At 39.5% G+C, this 20,867-nt stretch carries 17 protein-coding genes; 9 read left to right on the top strand and 8 right to left on the bottom strand.

Features of this window, described 5'->3' with window-relative positions:
• Positions 1 to 341: 341 nt before the first annotated feature.
• Positions 342 to 2,012, top strand: a complete 1,671-nt coding sequence (locus HQQ94_RS20530; protein ID WP_173296744.1) for an alkaline phosphatase — start codon at positions 342 to 344, stop codon at positions 2,010 to 2,012.
• A gap of 63 nt (positions 2,013 to 2,075) precedes the next feature.
• Here HQQ94_RS20530 and HQQ94_RS20525 read toward each other — a convergent pair whose 3' ends face one another.
• Positions 2,076 to 4,382 carry a TonB-dependent receptor gene (locus HQQ94_RS20525; RefSeq protein ID WP_173296163.1) on the bottom strand — a complete coding sequence of 769 codons (2,307 nt, stop codon included), beginning with the start codon at positions 4,380 to 4,382 and terminating at the stop codon, positions 2,076 to 2,078.
• Between the two features lie 383 nt (positions 4,383 to 4,765).
• A complete protein-coding gene (gene rsd, locus HQQ94_RS20520; protein WP_173296162.1) occupies positions 4,766 to 5,233 on the bottom strand; it encodes a sigma D regulator in 468 nt (155 codons plus the stop codon).
• 487 nt (positions 5,234 to 5,720) lie between these two features.
• Here rsd and hemE point away from each other — a divergent pair, with 487 nt between their 5' ends.
• Complete coding sequence (gene hemE, locus HQQ94_RS20515) at positions 5,721 to 6,785, top strand: uroporphyrinogen decarboxylase (protein WP_173296161.1); 1,065 nt, start codon at positions 5,721 to 5,723, stop codon at positions 6,783 to 6,785.
• A 273-nt stretch (positions 6,786 to 7,058) separates the two neighbouring features.
• Here hemE and HQQ94_RS20510 read toward each other — a convergent pair whose 3' ends face one another.
• Both HQQ94_RS20510 and HQQ94_RS20505 read right to left on the bottom strand, forming a co-directional pair.
• Positions 7,059 to 7,769 (bottom strand): hypothetical protein, encoded by a 711-nt coding sequence (locus HQQ94_RS20510; RefSeq protein WP_173296160.1) that lies wholly within the window; start codon positions 7,767 to 7,769, stop codon positions 7,059 to 7,061.
• Positions 7,770 to 8,034: 265 nt separating this feature from the next.
• Complete coding sequence (locus tag HQQ94_RS20505; protein WP_173296159.1) at positions 8,035 to 9,321, bottom strand: S8/S53 family peptidase; 1,287 nt, start codon at positions 9,319 to 9,321, stop codon at positions 8,035 to 8,037.
• Positions 9,322 to 9,635: 314 nt separating this feature from the next.
• On the opposite strand from HQQ94_RS20505, the gene rbsD reads away from it, so the two are divergent.
• From rbsD to HQQ94_RS20470, 7 genes are all read left to right on the top strand, one after another.
• Positions 9,636 to 10,058 carry a D-ribose pyranase gene (gene rbsD / locus HQQ94_RS20500; protein WP_173296158.1) on the top strand — a complete coding sequence of 141 codons (423 nt, stop codon included), beginning with the start codon at positions 9,636 to 9,638 and terminating at the stop codon, positions 10,056 to 10,058.
• Complete coding sequence (gene rbsA, locus HQQ94_RS20495; RefSeq protein ID WP_173296157.1) at positions 10,055 to 11,539, top strand: ribose ABC transporter ATP-binding protein RbsA; 1,485 nt, start codon at positions 10,055 to 10,057, stop codon at positions 11,537 to 11,539. The genes rbsD and rbsA overlap by 4 nt, the downstream gene beginning before the upstream one ends.
• Before the next feature lie 13 nt (positions 11,540 to 11,552).
• Positions 11,553 to 12,524: a ribose ABC transporter permease gene (rbsC, locus tag HQQ94_RS20490; protein ID WP_173296156.1), complete on the top strand. Its 972-nt coding sequence runs from the start codon at positions 11,553 to 11,555 to the stop codon at positions 12,522 to 12,524.
• A gap of 40 nt (positions 12,525 to 12,564) precedes the next feature.
• A complete protein-coding gene (gene rbsB / locus HQQ94_RS20485) occupies positions 12,565 to 13,443 on the top strand; it encodes a ribose ABC transporter substrate-binding protein RbsB (protein WP_173296155.1) in 879 nt (292 codons plus the stop codon).
• Between the two features lie 45 nt (positions 13,444 to 13,488).
• Positions 13,489 to 14,403 (top strand): ribokinase, encoded by a 915-nt coding sequence (rbsK, locus tag HQQ94_RS20480; RefSeq protein ID WP_173296154.1) that lies wholly within the window; start codon positions 13,489 to 13,491, stop codon positions 14,401 to 14,403.
• Between the two features lie 64 nt (positions 14,404 to 14,467).
• Positions 14,468 to 15,463 carry a LacI family DNA-binding transcriptional regulator gene (locus HQQ94_RS20475; protein ID WP_173296153.1) on the top strand — a complete coding sequence of 332 codons (996 nt, stop codon included), beginning with the start codon at positions 14,468 to 14,470 and terminating at the stop codon, positions 15,461 to 15,463.
• Between the two features lie 378 nt (positions 15,464 to 15,841).
• Entirely contained in the window at positions 15,842 to 16,600 is a 759-nt protein-coding gene (locus tag HQQ94_RS20470) for an isocitrate lyase/phosphoenolpyruvate mutase family protein (protein WP_173296152.1), read from the top strand.
• A gap of 22 nt (positions 16,601 to 16,622) precedes the next feature.
• Here HQQ94_RS20470 and pncB read toward each other — a convergent pair whose 3' ends face one another.
• The 4 genes from pncB to HQQ94_RS20450 all read right to left on the bottom strand — a co-directional run bounded on the left by pncB (position 16,623) and on the right by HQQ94_RS20450 (position 20,805).
• Positions 16,623 to 17,792, bottom strand: coding sequence for a nicotinate phosphoribosyltransferase (gene pncB / locus HQQ94_RS20465; protein WP_173296151.1), 1,170 nt, complete (start codon positions 17,790 to 17,792; stop codon positions 16,623 to 16,625).
• Between the two features lie 160 nt (positions 17,793 to 17,952).
• The gene (locus HQQ94_RS23160) at positions 17,953 to 18,150 is read right to left on the bottom strand and encodes a hypothetical protein (protein WP_375335725.1); all 198 of its coding nucleotides are present in this window, start codon (positions 18,148 to 18,150) and stop codon (positions 17,953 to 17,955) included.
• Between the two features lie 342 nt (positions 18,151 to 18,492).
• Entirely contained in the window at positions 18,493 to 20,358 is a 1,866-nt protein-coding gene (locus HQQ94_RS20455; RefSeq protein ID WP_173296150.1) for a methyl-accepting chemotaxis protein, read from the bottom strand.
• A gap of 33 nt (positions 20,359 to 20,391) precedes the next feature.
• A complete protein-coding gene (locus HQQ94_RS20450) occupies positions 20,392 to 20,805 on the bottom strand; it encodes a rhodanese-like domain-containing protein (RefSeq protein ID WP_217274082.1) in 414 nt (137 codons plus the stop codon).
• Positions 20,806 to 20,867 lie beyond the last annotated feature (62 nt).

The following is a 20,867-nucleotide window of genomic DNA, read 5'->3' as shown; positions in this document are numbered from 1 at the left end:
ATATGACTAGAGTACATTACATTTTATTAAATCCTAGTTGTAGAGTATATTTTTAATTTTGGTTGCAGCTAATGGGTGATATATATGATAAGTATGCCTAAGTGAGTTGTCATTAATGGTAGGGTTTTTTATGACTTTATTTTCTGTAAAAAAAATTGGCTAAATCCCCTTTGATTATTAATGCTTACGGTTAGGTTTTTTATTCGACAGTAAAACATAAATGTTAACTCATTAGTAAAAATGTTTCGCTGTCATGATAAGGTAAGGTAAGGTAAGGTTTTAATATTACGTCTAATGTTAGTCATACTCTGATTTATCTATAAGGAATAATAATGATAACGATGAATAAAAGTCTACTTATGCTAGCAATATCTGCTGTACTCATCACAGGGTGTAATAATGAAAATATAACTAAAGTAAAGGAAGAAGCTGAAGTAATAAAAGAGAAAATGCCAAAGGAAGTGGCTCATGTAAAAAATCTGATATTAATGATTGGTGATGGCATGGGCGCCCAGCAGATAGGTTTACTGGAAGAATATGCTCGCCGTGCACCTCATTCAATCTATAACGGTAAAGGCAACATAACAGGGTTAACAAAATTTGCAGAAGCAGGGCAATTAGGGCTATCGCTTAGTGCGCCATATGGGGTTAATGGCAGTCTTGTTGCAGATTCAGCTTGCTCTGCCACACAACTTGCTATTGGAAAAGCCTCTGGTTCTGAGATGATAGGTTTAGATCGTGCTGGCGATATTACCAAGACTATTTTAGAAAAAGCTAAAGCAATAGGTAAAGCGACTGGATTGGTCTCCGATACTCGTATGACTCATGCAACTCCTGCTGCTTTCGCATCTCATCAACCTCATCGTTCTCATGAGACTGCAATCGCTGAGCAAATGATTGAAGCTGGGAGTGTTGATGTACTTTTATCCGGTGGGGCTAGAGCATTTCTTCCCGCTGACATTAGCACAAATAGCCTAGCAATTAACACGATGGAAAAAGTAGGGGCACCTGCAGCAATTTATGAGGCATCAAAGCGTACAGATGACCGTAATTTGATTTTAGAAGCTCAAGATAAACACGGCTACACCTTAGCTTTTGATGGTGAACAACTTAATAAGGCGACAGGGACTAAATTGCTCGGTCTTTTTGCCAACTCTGGGATGGCTGATGGTATTGCTTATAAAGCCTGCAAGGCAAATAACAGCTGCGTTCAACCTTCATTGCGCAATATGACATTAAAAGCATTGGATGTATTGTCTAAAGATGAAGATGGTTTCTTTTTGATGGTAGAAGGCGGGCAAATTGATTGGGCTGGCCATATTAACGATACAGGCTGGTTATTACATGAACTCATTAAATTCGATGAGGCCATTGATGCTGTATACGAGTGGGTTAAAGATCGTGATGATACATTGGTTATCATTACTGGCGATCATGAAACCGGTGGTTTTGGCTTTAGTTATTCAGCTCATAATTTACCCGAAGCACAAAGTTTATCAGGCGACGGTATGCGGGGTAAAGATTATCAACCCAAGTTTAACTTTGGCGCACTCTCGCTGTTAGATAAGTTTTATGCTCAAACGGCCACTTTCAAAGACATGTTGAATAACGTAAAAGCTAAGACAGAATTAGCTAACGCAACTGGTCAAGATTGGGCGGATGTTATTAATCCAAACAGTGCATTTAAAGTCACCTCAGAGCAAGCAGCCAAAGTCGCACTACGCGGTAATAATGATTATTATAGCGCTGGTCATCGTTACTTAGGTGATGCGCAATTTCCTGTGATCGATGACTTTAAAGCTTTTTACGTTTATGGCGATGAGCTTCATGGTAATTTAATCGGCAGGGCCTTATCTACAGAGCAAAATGTGGTGTGGGGAACGGGTACTCATACTGCCGCGCCTCTGCCTGTGTATGCATTTGGACCAGAGAAGATCATTAAGCAATTCTCAACCTTGCAATATCATGTTGAATTGAGCCAAAAGATGATGACGGCATTGTTACCTGAGTAATGATTATCTTAAGAGTGGTCTTGATAATTTCATCGATACCACTCTTACTTGTGATAATAGCCATTAAAACTTCCAGTTGAGTGCTATCTCTACACTACGAGGGGGATCGACATGTTGAAAAAAGCCTCCTGGAGATAAAGGTATATCGTTGCCCCAGCTGGAAGTGATTTCATCGGTGAGGTTTTTACCTATGATAGAGATATACCAACTTTGATCATAATCTCCGAATTGAACACGGGCATTTAGTTTAGAAAAAGCATCTTGTGCAAGTATAGGATCCAGATCTCCCGGTACTTGATGCTCACCAGAATAGATAAGGGTTAAATTAGCAACCAATAACCAGTTTTCCTGTAATGCTTGCTCAAATTGAACATTAATATTACCGTTCCAATTGGGGGAAAATTGTAAGGGTTTACCTGATAAATCTTGAAATCCAGCATCGTTGCAGTTTGTCGCTGCAGAGGTGCATGGTCCTTCTGTGTAACTATCATAATAGGCATCTAAATAGGCTAGTGCATAATTGATATGCCATTGGTCATTGATATACCAGCGGCCATCGAGTTCAACGCCTTGGCTAATTGATTGGGCGGCATTACCAACATTGAAACCTGATTGCCCATCATAAGTACTGACTTGAATATTGTCATATTCACTTCTAAAAATACTGAGATTGACGCTCAATTGATCAAACAATGTCATTTTAGATCCAATTTCATAAGCAATCACATCTTCATTTTCATATTCTTCTTTATCGGGATCGCCAAGACTGTTGTCTTCATCAAACCCCCCGCTTTTAAAGCCTTGCGCAATACTGGCGTAAAGCATGGCATCATTGTCATGAAAGTATTGAATACTCAATGAAGGCGATAAATTGGTTTCTTCTCTTACTGGGTCAAATTCAACAGGGACGCCATTACGATTCGACTCCGTTGAAAACTGATGGGGAACAATATTCAAACCATTAATAAAGATATCTATTGCTGCTTGGTCAGTATTGATTTGATCTGACATGAGCTCGGCAATGTATAAATTCTTAAATAACGTTTTTTTGCTTTTTGAAAGTCTAGCGCCAAAGTTTACTGTCCAATTTGTATTAAACTCATAATTGCCTTGGCCAAATATCGCTTGGTTAGAGCTTTCCTGTTCAAAGGTATTACTCCTGCGGCCACTATAACCGGCGCCTACAAGATTGCCATCGATGTCAGTGCGTCTCAGGCTATCCATATCGCTATGTTGATAATATAGGCCAACAATATAACTAAAATCATTCATGGTGTTGGATGTAAAACGCACTTCTTGACTGAGCTGTTTATTTCTTTGAAAAGATGAAATATGAATCAAGTCGATAGGCAGGTAATCCACATCTGCTTGGTCATTGAATTCATAGAAATTATAAGCTGTAAGGGATGTTAAGGTACCAGAGTCGAATTCAATGTTAAGATTCATGCTCAATAGATTTGTTTCATTATCCGAACTTTCTACTCCCATAAAACCACCAGTGGTACTTCCCATCGATTTGGTTAAATTTAAACCGTCACCAAAATTAGGATCGATATTTTTAGCCAAGTCATATAAGGGTAAGGTATCAGGGTATTTTGATGTGACTTCAGCACGGCCTACTGCATCGAGTTGACCGTATTCTGCTTTTATGGTCATTGCAATGTCATCATTTGGCTCCCAAAGTAAAGTGGTACGAAAAATCAGATCATCTTTTTGGCGTTCTGTTTGATTGATATTAGTATTATAAATCCAGCCATCTTCAACGTGTTTCATTAAGGCAAAGCGGGTGGTTAACTCGTCTGAAATAGGAACTGATATGGCACCTTTAAAACCGAGTCCATCAAATTCAGGTTCGCCATTGACCTCCATATAGCCTTCTAAATCATAACTTGGCTGACGTGTTGAGATATTAAGTGCTCCTGCAATTGCATTTTTGCCAAATAATGTATCTTGAGGTCCTTTAAGTACTTCAATGCGTTGAATATCAAATAATGAAGATCGTGCGCTGCGGGCACGCCCAAAATAAACACCGTCAATGTAGGTGCCTACAGTCTGTTCAAATCCCAAGTTCACGCCTGAACCAACGCCTCTAATGAATAAATTAGTGCTTATCCCGGATTCATTAATGGTTAAATTAGGAATGGAAAAGCTGACTTCTTCAAGATTTGCTGTGCCTTCTTTATCAATTTTATCACCAGAAAAAACGGAGACAGATAGGGGGACATCCTGTAATGTCTGTACTCTTTTTTGGGCGGTAATGACAATTCGTTCCATACTGCCTTCTGCTTGATTGTCATCAGGCTCAGCACTAAAGGCAACATTAGATATTAAATTGAAAGTGATGAGTATCAGTGCGCATGAACTCTTCATTTTTTAACCTGTTAATGATTATCGTGATTTAAATATAGGTTAAGAAATACGGTAAATAAAGACAGGTTATTTTTATTTAAAACATATAAATAAGCGGGTATATAGCAAGAGGAAAATGTTTAAGTAGAGCGTTGCTATTTTAACGGAATAAAACTGAGCCATAGGCCCAAGCCATTTGATTAAGAATACTCATTAAGAGTGGGAATACCGTCCATACACGATTATGCAGGTACATGAAATAAAGTCACCCAAATGGCTGCTTTCATATAATGGGCCACCATTAACCACGTTGTTGAATCCAGTCACTGCGCGGCATACTGGGTCCAGTATTTAAAAGGTGACTTCGGGATAAAAGTCATCGTTGCTAGTTAGTGCCATATCTTCTAAGAATGTTTAGTGTGTAGAACTTCTAAAAGTTTATCTTCTAGTTCAAAACGAGTTTCCATGGCATGACCTAAAGAAGACAAATCTTTATCGAGTTGAAATAGCACTTTATCATCTTCTGATTCTGTATATTTATCATTAAAGTCGAGTGCCGAATCTGTTGTTTCACTTATGCGAGGGACTAAGTTTTGTGCTAATGCCTTGCTGGATTCACCATTTTTTTCACATGCTGTTACCACTTGATCATAAACCTCAAAATGCCCCTCAGAAACATAGTCCATTAATTGGTCACAAAACTCTTTTACTAAGATCACACCAGGGAGAGATTTTTGCGTGGCCTCATAGGGAGGAATACCCGCAATTTTACAATAATTAATCAATAATTTACGGCGGTTTTTTAGCCAGTGATCGATTAGGTTATTTACTCCTCCCCATCTTTGTTCAACTTTTTCTAATTGTTTTAGCATGATAGTTCCCAGTTAAGAGGTCTTTCCTGACTTCTAATGTAGGTGACAACTAGGGTATTAATCAACCATTATTCGTATATTTAAGCAGATAAAGTAAAAAAAATGTTGCAATAGTTTTTTGGGAGGGTGTAATTTGAGTTTAATATAAATAAAATTGCCCAGCAACAAAGGTTATCGCTGGGCGAGTATGGATTTCTCTGGCCCGATTCACGAGCTTCTTGATTGTTCTTGCTAGCGCAGACTTTTTATATCAAAGGTCAGTGTTCTGTGCAACTTATTTTTGTCATATTGAAAACATTAGTTATTAATATTTATCAGAACATCGCATGTTAACCAGTATTTACTCTACGAGTTAAACATCTCAGTGTGGCCATTCTTCAATACGCAGCGGTGTTTGTCACATAAATGATTTGAGAGAGGTTATTTTTTTGGCTAAAATGCTAAACTATTCGCAGCTAAAATCAATAAGCCTAGGAATTAGAGTCAAATGGCAGAACTACAAAATGATCGTTATTTACGCGCCTTACTCAAACAGCCTGTCGATAGAACACCTGTTTGGATGATGCGGCAAGCGGGTCGTTACCTCCCAGAATATAAAGCCATACGTGCCGAAGCGGGTGACTTTATGTCTTTGTGTAAGAACAAAGATTTAGCTTGTGAAGTGACGCTTCAGCCTCTTCGCAGATATGATCTTGACGCGGCTATTCTTTTTTCTGATATTTTGACGATACCAGATGCTATGGGTCTAGGCTTATATTTTGAAACGGGTGAAGGTCCACGTTTTTCGCGGCCAACAGATACAATTGATGCGATTAAAAAGCTTTCAATTCCAGATCCCGAAGATGAACTCGGTTATGTTATGCGTGCCGTTAGTACTATCCGTCGAGAGCTTAAAGGTGAAGTGCCATTGATTGGTTTCTCTGGTTCTCCTTGGACACTGGCAACTTACATGGTTGAAGGCGGCTCGAGTAAGACATTTGAGAAGATTAAGAAGATGGCATACGAAGAGCCTATGGCTTTACATATGCTGCTTGATAAACTAGCAGATTCTGTGATTTTGTACTTAAATGCGCAAGTGGCTAACGGTGCGCAATCTCTGATGATTTTTGATTCATGGGGGGGCGCGCTTTCTCATCATGCTTATCGTGAATTCTCACTGCGCTATATGCAGAAGATTGTCGATGGTTTAACCCGTCATGCCGATGGACGTCAAGTACCGGTGACCTTATTTACTAAAGGTGGTGGTCTCTGGTTAGAATCGATGGCTGAAACAGGTTGTGATGCTCTAGGCTTAGATTGGACGGTTGATATTGGCGATGCACGTCGCCGTGTGGGTCATAAAGTCGCGTTGCAAGGTAACATGGATCCTTCTGTACTTTATGCCTCTCCAGCACGTATCCATCAAGAGGTTGATCAAATACTATCTAGTTATGGTGAAGGCTCGGGGCATGTATTTAACTTAGGTCATGGTATACATCAACATGTTGATCCTGAGCATGCGGGTGCATTTATCAATTCAGTACATGAGCTATCAGGTCAATACCATAAGTAAGATGAGCTAGCTATAAGAGCTCATCATTTAGATTGGGCTCTATGTCTATTATACTCAAACGATCTCAAGATGAAGGATCCAGCCTTTCAAGAAGTGGTTGAGTTCAATGGTGTTAATTGTTCTTCTACCTAGGAATTACCTCTTGGAAGGCTTGGTATAGCTAGATTTCAACAGGGCAAACGTTAACGTTCATTTGCCCTATAGCCGTTTAGTGTAATCCTTATATAACAAGCCAAACGACTCGTTAGTTAACTTGTTATAGACATAAATAACTCAGTGTGAAAGTGTTTTGTCTAGGCATGAAAACTTTTCAAGTGTTGTTGACATCAATGCCGTATAGCCTTCTTTAAATCTGTCAATAGACAAGCCGTATTGTTCAACATAATCAAATAAATATTTAGCATGTTTGATATGAGCGGGCTCGCTTTCCAATGCATGTATTTTCAAGAAAGTTAAATCACCCATCACCCCGGTGAGCTCGTTGTATTTGAGAAACCCATGGTAAAATACCGGTAAACAAATATACGCGTACACTTCGTCGGCGTATAAGGCTCCCAAGGCAAACGCTAAATCTTGATCAGAAAAAAAGCTCATACCTTGTAGACTCATTCGGCTAACAACTGATGTTGTTTTTAATGGGCTGTTTTGCTGGTAATCATAGGATTTAGCAAAGTTTATTAAGTGTTCGTAATGTGTTGCCCTTTGGGCTTTTAAACCAACAGCATTCAGTTTGGCACCAAATTCTGTCATGGTATGAGGGTCTAAAAAATCGATTATAAAGGCTGGATGCTTACAGAAGTTGATGCGCATTTTGGCCATTTCAAGTACAAATAAAAAATTCTCTACGTACAAACAATCTAAAAATGAATGAATAAATGTTTGATTTAGCTCTCCTGTGTACATACTTTGAATGAAAGGTAATGCATGGAACTTATCACGAAGGATATCTGCTTCTTGGTGTTGTTCTAAAAATGGAATGCTCATTAACGCCTCTATTAATATTTGTTTTTATGTTTTGTTTACTCTTTTTAAGCATAAATAGTGGCGGGGGGAGGGGCAATCCATCATTACTATGATTTTAAGTGAATAAAGTTAATGTTTAACAGTGGTTTATCTTTGAATTATGAAGGTTAGCCTAGAATAGACTAGGCATTACCCGATTACGATATCAGTTGGTTTGGTGTCAAAAACAGCCATTTACAGCAAGTTAAACCGCCTCTTTTTCATTTTTGAAAGTATAATGTGCCGATTAGATTTGCTTGATAAATGATGGATACAAAATATGCTGTAATGCTTTATCAGCATCGACTAACCCTAGTCCTGTATTGAATGCCCCTAAGTTAGAAGGGCGTGTATTTGCTTTGAGTGCCTGAGTGACTTTGTTAAGTGCATTTTGTGGCTCCTGAGGATGATGTTCTAGATAAGCTTGCCATAATAGGGCGCTTATGGCGGCGAGTTGTGGTGCAGCAAAGGAACTTCCTGATTCAAAGTTCGCTGTTGACCAAGCGTATACAGCATCTGCTGGAGTGCTCAAGCTTGTGGCTATAGCTAAGGTATTATTGCCAGGAATGCTCGCGCTTAATGCAATTTGATCAGCAAAAGTATCTAGATTAATGGCTAACAATAAATGGTCAATATTGGGATTTGAATTTATTGTAGGTAAAAATTCTTTAATTAACGCTAAGTCATAGGAAAATAAATTCCCCGTAGAGGCTAATCCAAGGCTTTCTCGTAAAGGTGTCACATTTGAGTCTACGTCTGTTCCAGTATTGCCTAGCGACTTAGTCACTATTTTCTGACTAAGTAAATGACTTAATTGCTGTGAAAATATGGGGTCTAATGCATTATCTAAGCTGGAAAATGCTCGACTCATGTTGATGATGTGAATATCAGGTCGATTTTCAAGATATGCCATTGCTTGATGATAAGTGCTCGATTCAGCACTCACTGGAATAATGGTTGCTTTAGGTGCGATAGCCAAAATAACATCAATAACAGTATTGCCGTGATTGAGTTGTACAGGATCGCCGAAATTTTGCACCGCTTCTATAGATGCATTTGGATAATGTTCAATTTGTTGTTCAAGTAGTATTGGGTCAAATAAATCAAATACAGCTATTTTTATATTTAACCCTTGATATGTCTCAGAGAGAACATGATGATTTAAATTAAAACCTGGATGTACGGTTAGTATTAGTTGATTAATATCTTTTCTTAGATTGTTTATTATTAATTTAGCTTGATCAAACGCTAATTGTTCATTTTGTTGATACTCTGCTGATTGAAATGATAATAATAAAGTGGCTAAGTCCAAAAAATCAGTTATTTTTTGTCCCCAACGATGCATGTTTAATTCATTGATAACATAATTGGCATTAACATCATTTAAGTTAATATTTTCATAATTCTGTAATAACATAGAAACGTCTTCGTCCCATGTCCAAAATGTGATTCGTTTTAATGTTTGTAATGCTTCTTGATTAGTCACAGGTTCTGCCGATACGTATTCTGTTGCTGATAAAGGTAATACAGACATAAATAACATTACGATGAGTAAAGCTATCGTTAATTTTTGGTTTGTGTATATATGTTTTAATTTCATGTTGTTTTTTTGTTTGTTTATGGTGTTCATCTAATTGTGGTTGACTGTCAAAATAAAATGCACACTCATTACGTGCGTCTAGATATGCTTTAAAACGAGCAATTTAGATGACTTAAGTACACATGATAAATATGTGATCTTTATCACGCTTAACGACTAGGAATACTTCATGTGACGTATTAGTATACAGGTAATCGTTTGCGCAATCGTTTGCGTCGATAATTAACTATTTTACTAAGGCCGGTGATATGAGGAAAGGTATACTATTAAACAGCGATTTGGCTCGAGTTATTGGTTTGTCTGGGCATACTGATGAGCTTACTGTCGCTGATGCCGGCCTACCTGTGCCAGTGTCTTGCGAGCGTATTGATTTAGCCTTAACTCACGGTACTCCCGCTTTTATTGATACTCTTAAAGTGGTAGCCACAGAATTGCAAATAGAGTCCGTTATCATTGCCGAGGAAATGTTGGTTCATAATATAGGCATCCATAAGCAATTATTAGTGTTATTGACCCAGATTGGCAAAGAGCAATCACAAACAATTAAAATTCACCTTGTTAGTCATGATAATTTTAAAGCTAAGACTAGCAACAGTCGTGCAGTGATACGCACTGGCGAATGCACGCCTTACGCCAATATTATTTTGCAAGCCGGTGTGGTCTTTAAATGAAAGCACTCCTTAGTCTTACAGACATTGAAAAATCTTTCCCAGGAGTAAAGGCCTTAAATGGCGCGCAATTAAATGTATTTCCTGGTCAGGTTATGGCACTAATGGGCGAAAATGGTGCAGGTAAATCCACCATGATGAAAGTAATGACTGGAATTTATCAAGCCGAAGCAGGGCAGATTGTTTTACATGGTCAGCCTGTGACATTTACGGGTCCTCGTCAGTCACAAGCGGCTGGAATTAGCATCATACATCAAGAATTAAATCTGATAAATGACCTCTCTATTGCCGAAAATATTTTTCTGGGACGTGAGCCCAAAAAACGTCTTGGTTTGATAGATTGGTCGAAGATGTTTGAGGATGCCGATGTTTTATTGGCTCGATTGAATGTGCAGCGCTCTAGCTGTGAAAAGATGGGGAGTTTACCGCTTGGTGAGCAGCAAATGATAGAAATAGCTAAGGCTTTGTCATTTGACGCATCCATCATCGTAATGGATGAACCGACCGATGCGCTCACTGATCGCGAGACCACGAGTTTATTTAAAGTGATAGGTGAACTGCGTGATCAAGGAGTTGGTATTGTTTATATTTCTCATCGCTTGCAAGAAATTTTTACAATCAGTGATCGAGTGACTGTGATGCGTGATGGTCAGTTTGTTGCGGAGTCTGCCACCTCAGATCTGACAGAGGAAAGCTTGATTGAGTTAATGGTTGGCCGCAAGTTACATGATCTCTATCCTCGTATTGAGCATCCGCTCGGTCAGATATCGATGAGGGTACGCCATCTTTCTGGCAAGGGGATTAATGATGTTAGTTTCGACTTACACGAAGGTGAAATTTTAGGCTTTAACGGCCTGATGGGAGCCGGACGTACAGAGTTGATGCGTATTTTATTCGGTGATGTGAAACGCATCGGTGGTGAGGTGCAATTGTATGGGAAGTCGATACACCCAGTTCATCCTAGTGAAGCGATAAAAGCAGGACTTGCGTATATTTCCGAAGATCGCAAAGGTGATGGTTTAGTGTTAGGCATGTCTGTGAAACAAAATATGAGTCTCAGTTCATTGAATGCGCTGTCTCATATGGGAGTGATTAAGAGCGGAACAGAACTGACACAAGCAAAGTATTTTATTGATGCTTTTAATGTCAAAACGCCATCGATTGATCAACCAATAGGTAAATTGTCGGGGGGAAACCAACAGAAAGTTGCGATAGCTAAAGGCTTGATGGCTAATCCTAAAATATTGATTTTAGATGAACCCACTCGAGGTGTAGATGTCGGGGCAAAGAAGGAGATTTACGAACTGATTAATCAGTTTAAACAAGAGGGGATGAGCATTATTCTTGTATCTTCAGATATGCCTGAAGTGATGGGCATGAGTGACAGAATAATGGTCATGAGCGGAGGTTGTATCAGCGGAGAATTTGAGGCGACTAACGTCACTCAGGAGCAGCTCTTGGCTGCGGCTATTGGCAAGCATTGATTAGAGAATAATAATGAATAAAACAGTAACCTATAATCTTACAGGCATTAAAGTGCTTGAATGGGTCAAGCAGCAAAAAGCACTGATTGCGCTCTTAGTCTTGATCGCCGTGGTATCGATATTAAATGACCAGTTTTTTACCATGGGTAATCTGATGAATATTCTACGTCAAATGTCAGTGAATGCCATTATTGCCGTGGGCATGACGTTAGTCATTCTGACTGCTGGCATAGATCTTTCCGTTGGCGCGATATTGGCGTTAACTGGTGCACTTGGTGCGTCCATGGTTGCAATGGACGCACCATTGATATTTGCTTTACCATTGACTTTGTTGCTTGGTGGGGTATTGGGTGCCTTGAATGGTTTATTAATATCAAAAGGGAAAGTACAAGCATTTATCGCCACGTTAGTTACCATGACTGCGATCCGTGGTTTGACCATGGTTTATACCGATGGACGGCCTATTTCAACAGGCTTTACCGATGTCGCCGACAGTTTTGCCTTTATTGGCACAGGGTGGATGGCGGGCATACCTGTGCCGGTTTGGTTAATGAGCATTATTTTTGTGCTGATTTGGGTATTGTTGACTCATACCCGTTTAGGCCGTTATATCTATGCCATAGGCGGTAATGAATCTGCGGCGCGCTTGTCGGGTATCAATGTTGACCGAGTCAAAATTGCAGTATACGGGTTATCTGGCATGATGGCGGCACTGGCTGGTTTGATCGTGACGGCACGATTATCTTCGGCTCAGCCGACTGCGGGCACCTCTTATGAGTTAGATGCCATTGCTGCCGTTGTCGTTGGTGGAGCTTCTTTGGCGGGGGGACGTGGTTTTATTTGGGGGACGTTAGTTGGTGCTCTTATCATTGGCTTTCTTAATAATGCGCTGAATTTGTTAGATGTATCCTCTTATTATCAAATGATCGCTAAAGCAGGGGTCATTTTGTTAGCGGTTTTGGCTGATCGAAAATCTAATACATAACAATAACTCTAAAAATTTACTTAGGATGAAGGTGATTGAAATGAACAAACTACTTACTTGCACTGCAGCACTCGTTTTGACCTTAGGCGTAACAGCCTCAGCGATGGCAAAAGATACTTTAGCTTTAGTGGTGTCGACTTTGAATAATCCATTTTTCGTTTCGATGAAAGAAGGAGCGGAAAAAAAATCTGCGGAATTAGGGTATAAACTCATTGTGCTAGACTCCCAAAATGATCCTTCCAAGGAATTGAGCAATATTGAAGATTTGACCACTCGTCAGGTGAAAGCCATTTTATTGAATCCGACAGATTCAGATGCATCCTCAAATGCTGCACGTATGGTTAATCAGGCCGGTATTCCTTTAGTAACATTAGATCGTGGTGTTACCCGTGGAAAAGTCGCTTCCCATATCGCATCTGATAATGTGGCTGGTGGTAAACTGGCTGGTGACTTTATAGCGGAGAAGTTAGGCAAAGGTGCCAAGGTTATTCAACTTGAGGGCGTAGCTGGTGCATCAGCATCACGTGATCGTGGGGAAGGTTTTACTCTTTCAGTGGTGGAACATGGTTTTGATTTACAAGCGTCACAACCTGCTGATTTTGACCGGACTAAGGGATTGAATGTGACAGAAAACCTGTTAGTTTCCAAGCCTGATGTACAAGCAATATTTGCTCAAAATGATGAAATGGCTCTAGGGGCTTTACGTGCAGTACGTGGGGCAGGAAAAGAGATTGTGATTGTTGGGTTTGATGGTACAGATGAAGGTATTGCAGCGGTAAAGCGTGGTCTTTTGAATGCAACAGTTGCACAACAGCCTGAATTAATGGGTGTGATGGGAGTCGAAGCGGCTGTTAACTTACTTAAAGGTGAAGTGGTTGCTGAGTTTCAACCAGTACCTCTGCAAATTATTGTTAAATAAGCAGACTATTTAAGCCTGTTAGCAAACTAAGGAAGATATATTTAGATGGCCAAATTATCGGTAGTGGGCAGTATTAATGTTGATCATGTCATGCAAGTCAATAAAGCGCCATGTGGCGGACAGACTATTGAAGCTAAACATTATCAGATAGTCGCCGGTGGCAAGGGAGCGAATCAAGCTGTCGCCGCCGCAAAACTTGGTGCAGATGTGGCTATGATTGCTTGTGTGGGCATGGATGCTGTTGGTGAGCAGATGAAGCAAGGACTGGCGGATATGGGCATCAATATTGATGGCGTTACGGCTATATCCGATGAGAACACTGGGTTAGCCATGATTTACGTTGAAGATTCAGGTGAAAACCGCATCGGTATTTGGCCTGGGGCAAACGGGGCGTTAACAGAGGCCGTTATAGCTGAATATAAGACGACGATCGAAGGCTCTGAATTGCTTTTGTTACAGCTTGAAACACCGATAAAATCTTTGACATTAGCCGCTAAGTTCGCCAAAGCTGCTGGAGTTAAAGTGGTATTAAACCCAGCTCCGGCAAAAGAATTACCCGATGCTTTGTTGCGTAATGTGGATATCATTACGCCCAATGAAACCGAGGCTGAGCTGTTAACTGGTATTACTATCAAAGTATTGTCGGATGCGAGTCTTGCGGCCAAAAAATTGCACGAGAGATTTGGTATTGAGATGGTATTGATAACCTTAGGTAAACGAGGTGTGTGGTTGTCGCATAAAGGAGAGGGATTACATATTGAAGGTTTTAATGTCGACGCTGTCGATACGACCGCGGCAGGAGATACATTTAATGGTGGCTTTGTGGTTGGGTTACTAGAGGGTAAATCAGTGCTAGACTCTGTGCGTTTTGGTCAGGCTGCTGCAGCTCTTTCTGTTACTCGTATTGGTGCCCAAAGCTCTATCCCAACTCGTATAGAAACCTTAAATTTAGCACTTTAATAAGCATTGTAATCGTCAATTTATATGAATTCGTAATGTCAATTTTCGATAGGAGTCGAATTGCATGACCACTATTCGCGATGTAGCCAAATTGGCAGGCGTCTCTACTACCACAGTATCACATGTACTCAATAAGACTCGATTTGTGTCTGCCGAGAGTAAGACTAAAGTTGAGGCGGCAGTTATTGAACTCAATTATGTGCCTAATACGGTTGCACGTAGCCTTAAAGGCGGCAGTAGCCGAGTATTGGGCATGCTAGTTACTGATTCGAATAACCCATTTTATGCTAATTTGATCCAATGGGTCGATCAGGTTGCTTATCGTCATGGTTACAATCTGATCCTATGTAACACTCAAGGCGATATTCAGCGTGCTAAAGATTACATGAGCATGCTAAGCCAGAGGCGAGTGGATGGAATGATAATGATGAGCTCTGATGTGCGGCAATTACCAGTATCCTCTTACGGCACAATACCTATGGTGATGCTAGATTCTGGACCGGAACGGGCGGGTTATGATCGTATCTTAGATGATTCTGAGCTTGGGGGGTACATGGCGACTAATCACCTACTAAAGTCAGGTCACCGGAGTATTGGCTTATTAGCTGGGCCACTTGAAAAATCGAATAGTCAAAATCGTATTGCTGGCTACCGCAGGGCAATGGCAGAAGCTAACGTGGAGGTAGATGAAGGGTGGATCCAATCAGGGGAATTTAGCTATGAAGGCGGTGTGGTTGCGATGACTTTATTGCTTAACCAACAAAGGGCGGTGACATCGGTATTTGCCTCTAATGATTTAATGGCTATGGGGGCGATGCGAGTGGCTGGAGAACATGGACTTATTATTCCACAAGATCTGTCTATGGTTGGGTATGACGATATACCCGGTGCTCAATATTTTAACCCACCACTTACCACGATGAGACAACCGCTAGAGATGATGGCCGAGCAGGCTATAGCCATGTTACTTACACGGATGCAAAGCCCTGATCGAGAAGGACAGCGCACCTTACTAGGGCCAAGCTTAATCACACGAGGATCTGTTGCTGTTAGGCCATAATCATGTATTTACATTATTCCACGTCCCACTGACTCACGCCGAGGTGCTTAAAAAACTGCCATTGTTGGGATAAATATGTGGCAATCTTAGTGAGTTTTCTCATAATAATCTCTCGTGAATGACAATAATTATTGATAGAAAGCAGGTTACATGCCAATGTTAGTACATTATTCTAACTATTGATAATTAAGGTTTTTATTTTTATATTATTTAGCATGCCTATTTAAAAGCAGTATATGATTCATTAATGTAGGGAAAGTGTGTGATCTTGGTGCAAGCCACTTTGAATATAAATCTTACATTCAGTTCCGTTTTTCGCGCGTTAGTAATGGTAGCAATTGCTAAAGTACTTGGAACTTATAAATGGAGTCATCGATTATGTTTAAAGCTTACCTAACCACTTTTACCGAGTTACATACACAAGCTGTTCCCTTGTTGTTAGTGAATGTTTGGGATGCTGCCAGCGCTGTGTTGGTGCAACAGTCTGGTGCAAAGGCACTGGCAACCAGTAGTGCTGCGGTCGCTTGGTCACTAGGTTATCCTGATGGCGAAGCACTTCCTCGAGAGATGTTATTGCATGCGGTGAAAAATATTATACGTATTAGTGTGCTGCCCGTTACTGTCGATATAGAAACCGGCTATAGCCGTAATGCGTCAGAGGTGGTCTCTTTGGTGGCTGAACTTGTTAAACTGGGGGTTGTTGGGATTAATATTGAAGATGGCGATGAGTCACCTGAAATCTTGATAGCCAAGATTAAAGCCATTCGTTCATCGACCTCCTGCAGCAGTATATTTATTAATGCTCGCACTGATGTTTTTTTACACGAGATAGCAGAAAATGATGTGGCTCTTTCTATGGCTAAGATGCGCTTAGTCAGTTATCAAGCTGCTGGTGCAAATTGTGGTTTTATTCCGGGGATCAGTTCAGATAAAATGGCTGCATACTTAGCGGAAGAGCTTGGGATGCCGTTGAACTTTATGGTGGAAGATTTAACGGCATCTAGTATCGATGGCTTGTTTAAGCTTGGAGTATCTAGATTTAGTGTCGGTCCAGCAAGTTTTCTAGCGGCATACTCAGGATTGACAGATAAAGACTATCGACTTAATTATAGTACTGTTAATCAGCTGCTTATGTAATTTTCTCATTTTTTGAATCATGCTAAGCAACCTCAAATGCATGCTTTAATCGGGATAGATAGGCTTTATCTCGACAGATTATTTTGCCTGGACTGTCTGATATTTTTGCCACTGATTGGCTATTACATTGGGTCAGTTTAATCACTATATTCATGGCTTCTACTCCAGGCAAATCACAGGTTAAATTGGTCCCAATACCAAAGCAGGTTTGAGCTCTTCCCTCAAAATATGTAAATATATCGATGGCTTTAGTGATATCGAGTCCATCTGAAAATACCAGCATTTTAACGCGAGGATCGATATCTAACTTGTGATAATGGTTTATTGCTTTTTCACCCCAAATAAATGGATCACCAGAATCTTGACGTAATCCCGTATAAGCTTGTGCTAGCTCAAGGTTGAAATCATGTAAAAATGCGTCCATGGTGATGCAATCTGTTAGTGCGATCCCCAATTTATCAGGGTATTCTTTGAGCCAATTATTGAGCGCCATTTTCTGACTATTTTCTAGCTTGTTTGATAAGGCTTGATGACCTTGAAACCATTCATGGGCTTGGGTCCCGATAGGAGGTAAATTATATTTCTTGGCTAGACAGTAATTACTCGTGCCAACAAGGTGTTGAGGCAACTTTGTTGCCAATGCATGCAATACGTATTCTTGTAAGGATTTTGAAAAACGTCGACGAGTACCAAACTCAATGAGTTTAAAATCAGTTAATTTTTTATCAGTTAATAATTTTATTTTATGTTCTAATTGAATCTCGGCAGCTGATAACCCTTTGTCGGGGTACAAAAATTGGTTACGAATCTCACTGATAATAGCTAAGAGTGGGATTTCCCACAAAATAACCTGATGCCAATATCCCTCAATAGTAATATTTAATTTATTGTTTTTTATAGAGATATTGACTTCTTTAGGGTTAAAACGATATTGGGTTAGATATATAAGATAATCTGCCTTAAATACCTCTAATGTTGTTAAGTAATCTAATTCGTCAGCAGTCAATGAAAGTAAAGCTAACTGGGCAATCTCTTGCCTTATTCTTGTGATGTAAGGTTGTAAGTTTTCTTCATTTCGACAGTAGAATTCAAGTTTAACTTTGGTGTGTGGGTAAAAATGCCATACAGCTTGCTGCATATGGAGCTTATAGGCATCGGTATCTAAAATGCTAGTAATAATAGGGCTGTTCACATGTTATTCCACATTCTGGTCTAATATTAAATTTATTTATGCTTCAGGTGATAAGTAGTCAATATCCTCCTTAGCTAATAAACGATGTTTCATTTTACTTTTATTACAATCTCGATTTTGAGTATTTTTATGAACCGATTTTAAATCTAATTTACCACATTCAGTAGCGAAAACTGTAGCAATAAAAGCGCCTCAGGCCATCGAGTTTGGCCCCTGCTGCTCCTGCCGTAATACACGAAAATAAGAGTAATGGAGGAGATTTTAATGAGAAGGCGACAGCAACACCAATAGAGGGGCCGAGCATTTTCTTTGTTAAAGACCACAAAGTGTCAGAAAATAGAGAGAGCTTAAACTTTATCCCAATGGTATTTAAGCTGGAGCCAATGAATAAAGACGAAAATAACCCCGTGCAGAAATCATCACGTTTTTACGATGAAAAAAAGCCCTAATGGATAAAGTCATGTATTTCATAATGACCTATTTAAGCGAGTCCATTCAGTATCCTTAACTGAATTTATATCGCTAATATTTTTAATTGGGTAATTGAATCATTATAAGTGATATTTATGAACAATCTTGCGATAATTAGCACTTATGTCTATTTCGTTGATGGTTTTGGCTATTTTGTTTGGGATTAATAATTTAATTATTTTATTAAATAAGCAGTATATGACAAGCAGGTATGCAATAAGATACAGAATTATAATTTGAAATGACTAATACGATCTTGTAGGTCGTTTGCAAGTTGATTAAGCTCACCGCAAGCTTCATTAATTGATTTTGCCGCTGTTGCTGCATGATGAGCATAATCTGTAATATTCATGATATTACTATTAACTTCTTTAGTGACGACACTTTGTTCTTCAGTAGAATTAGCAATATTAACATTCATTTCATTAATGGTAGTGATAGATGAGCTAATTAAGTCTAACGACGTACCAGCTTTTGTGACTTTTTCGACACTCATGCTGGCTTGATCTTGGCTTTTTTTCATCACAGTGACAGCTTCAGATACGTGTTGCCTAAATGTTTCAATCATATTATTGATCTCTTGTGTTGAGTTTTGAGTGCGACTGGCTAAAGTTCGCACTTCATCAGCAACAACGGCAAAACCTCGCCCTTGCTCACCAGCTCTCGCTGCTTCAATCGCTGCATTGAGTGCCAATAAGTTTGTCTGTTCTGCAATGCTTTTTATGACATCGAGAACACTACCAATGTCGTTACTTGCTTCTTCTAAGCGATTAACGACATTAGCAGCTTTAGCTATTTCAGATGCTAAATCATTAATTAACAAGATTGTTCCACTGACGACTTCTCTGCCTGAATTGGTTTCGGAATTAGCGTCTATGGCTGCTTTTGCCGCATTGGTTGCATTTTCTGCGACATTTTGTACATTCGAGGTCATTTCATTCATTGCTGCTGCGACAATGTCTGTTTCGGCTTGTTGTTTTAGGGTGCTTTTTTGTGCTTCATCTGTAATTTCAGCCATTTCGTGAGCTGACTTGTATAACATATTCGTGACGCCATTAATTTCTTGCATCATGCTGCGTAATTGTACAACCATGGCTTGCATTGCTTGTTGCAACTGACCTAATTCATCGTTAGATGTAATATCAATATCTTCGCTTAATTGGCCAAGCGCAATGTGATTTAATGACACGACTAAGTTTTCTAGGGGCTTTAGAGAGTGGTTCATGTAAAAATATAATGCAATCACTGCAGAGCAAATAACGATAAATACCGAAAAGTATGACACGAATTCAAATTGTTTTTGTGCTTCATAGCTTTGGGTATAATCTTTCATGCTAACGATCTGTGCGACAGGCTTATTGAATGCATCATAGATAGGTTGCATAGCGACAGAATAAACAATACCGTTATGTTTTAATACAATAACATCACTTTCAGTTAATAAAGGGCGAACGAGATCAATGTCTTTAAACAAAGTGGCGTCACTGGAATAAATCGAGTCCCCCGCTGTATTATATACGGCAACATCAGCATTAATATTACGTTTGAAATCATCTAATGCATCATTGAGAGATTTTCCAAAAATAGCTGCACCGATTGTTTTGCCCCGCATGTAAAGCGGAAATGAAAATGAGATAATAAGATCTCCATTATCATCAACTTCAACACCTCCTTTTATTTTACCTTCCTCGATAGCGTCTTTAACTAGCTGCTTTTGTGTATTACCTGTTTGAACATTAGGTAAGGAAGCTAAAATATTTGCATCTAAATCAGTTATCTGTAATTTGGTTAGAATATGCTGAGCTTGAAGCAAATTATAGGTAGTGTTAACATTCTCTTGCAAGGATTTTATATTGCCCTTTTTAATGGCTTTACGAGTGGCACTATCTCTTGTTAGACCACTAGAGCCAGTAGACATGCTGTCGACATTACTCGCCACTATTTTTTTCCACAGCACTGCTTGTCCAGTATTGATAGCAGATTTAAATCGTTGTTCTATTTGCGCTTGAGACATGTAATTAATGAAAGCAAGTGATAGCGCAACCAGTAGAGTAGATACAATTGACACTAAGGTCATACGAAATCTGAGTGTCATGTTGTTTGCCTTTATTTGATGGATATATGAGGGTTATTCAGTTGGGTAACCAGCGGCTTTCCATGCAGGATATCCATCACGATAGTAATAAACTTTCGTAAACCCCCAGCTAACGGCCTGTGCTGCTGCTTTAGAGCTGCGTAAGCAATTATGGCCATTGCAATACATGACCACAGGCTCATCTTTACCTAGTTCTGCTGAAAGGTTTGCTTCGGTAAATTTTGTTTTGAGTTCTAAGTATTCTGCATCAGGAATACGGCCAGAATCCCAATCTTTACTGCTACGCATGTCAACGAATAACACACTTTGATCAAATAATTCTTTGGCTTTTACTGTGTCGACTGTGGTCGCACCTTCAATGGTTTCTGGAGATTTATCTGCTGCGATAGTGACAGCGCTAATCATTAAAGTGAAGGCTGATAATAGCACTAATAATATCTTTTTCATTTTAATTCCTATTAAAATTAACCAATTACAGCTTTAAGTGTAAATAACATTTAATTTAAGTT

The sequence above is a fragment of the Shewanella sp. VB17 genome, assembly GCF_013248905.1.
Classification (GTDB): Bacteria; Pseudomonadota; Gammaproteobacteria; order Enterobacterales; family Shewanellaceae; genus Shewanella.
This window is presented reverse-complemented; position numbering and strand designations above follow the sequence as displayed.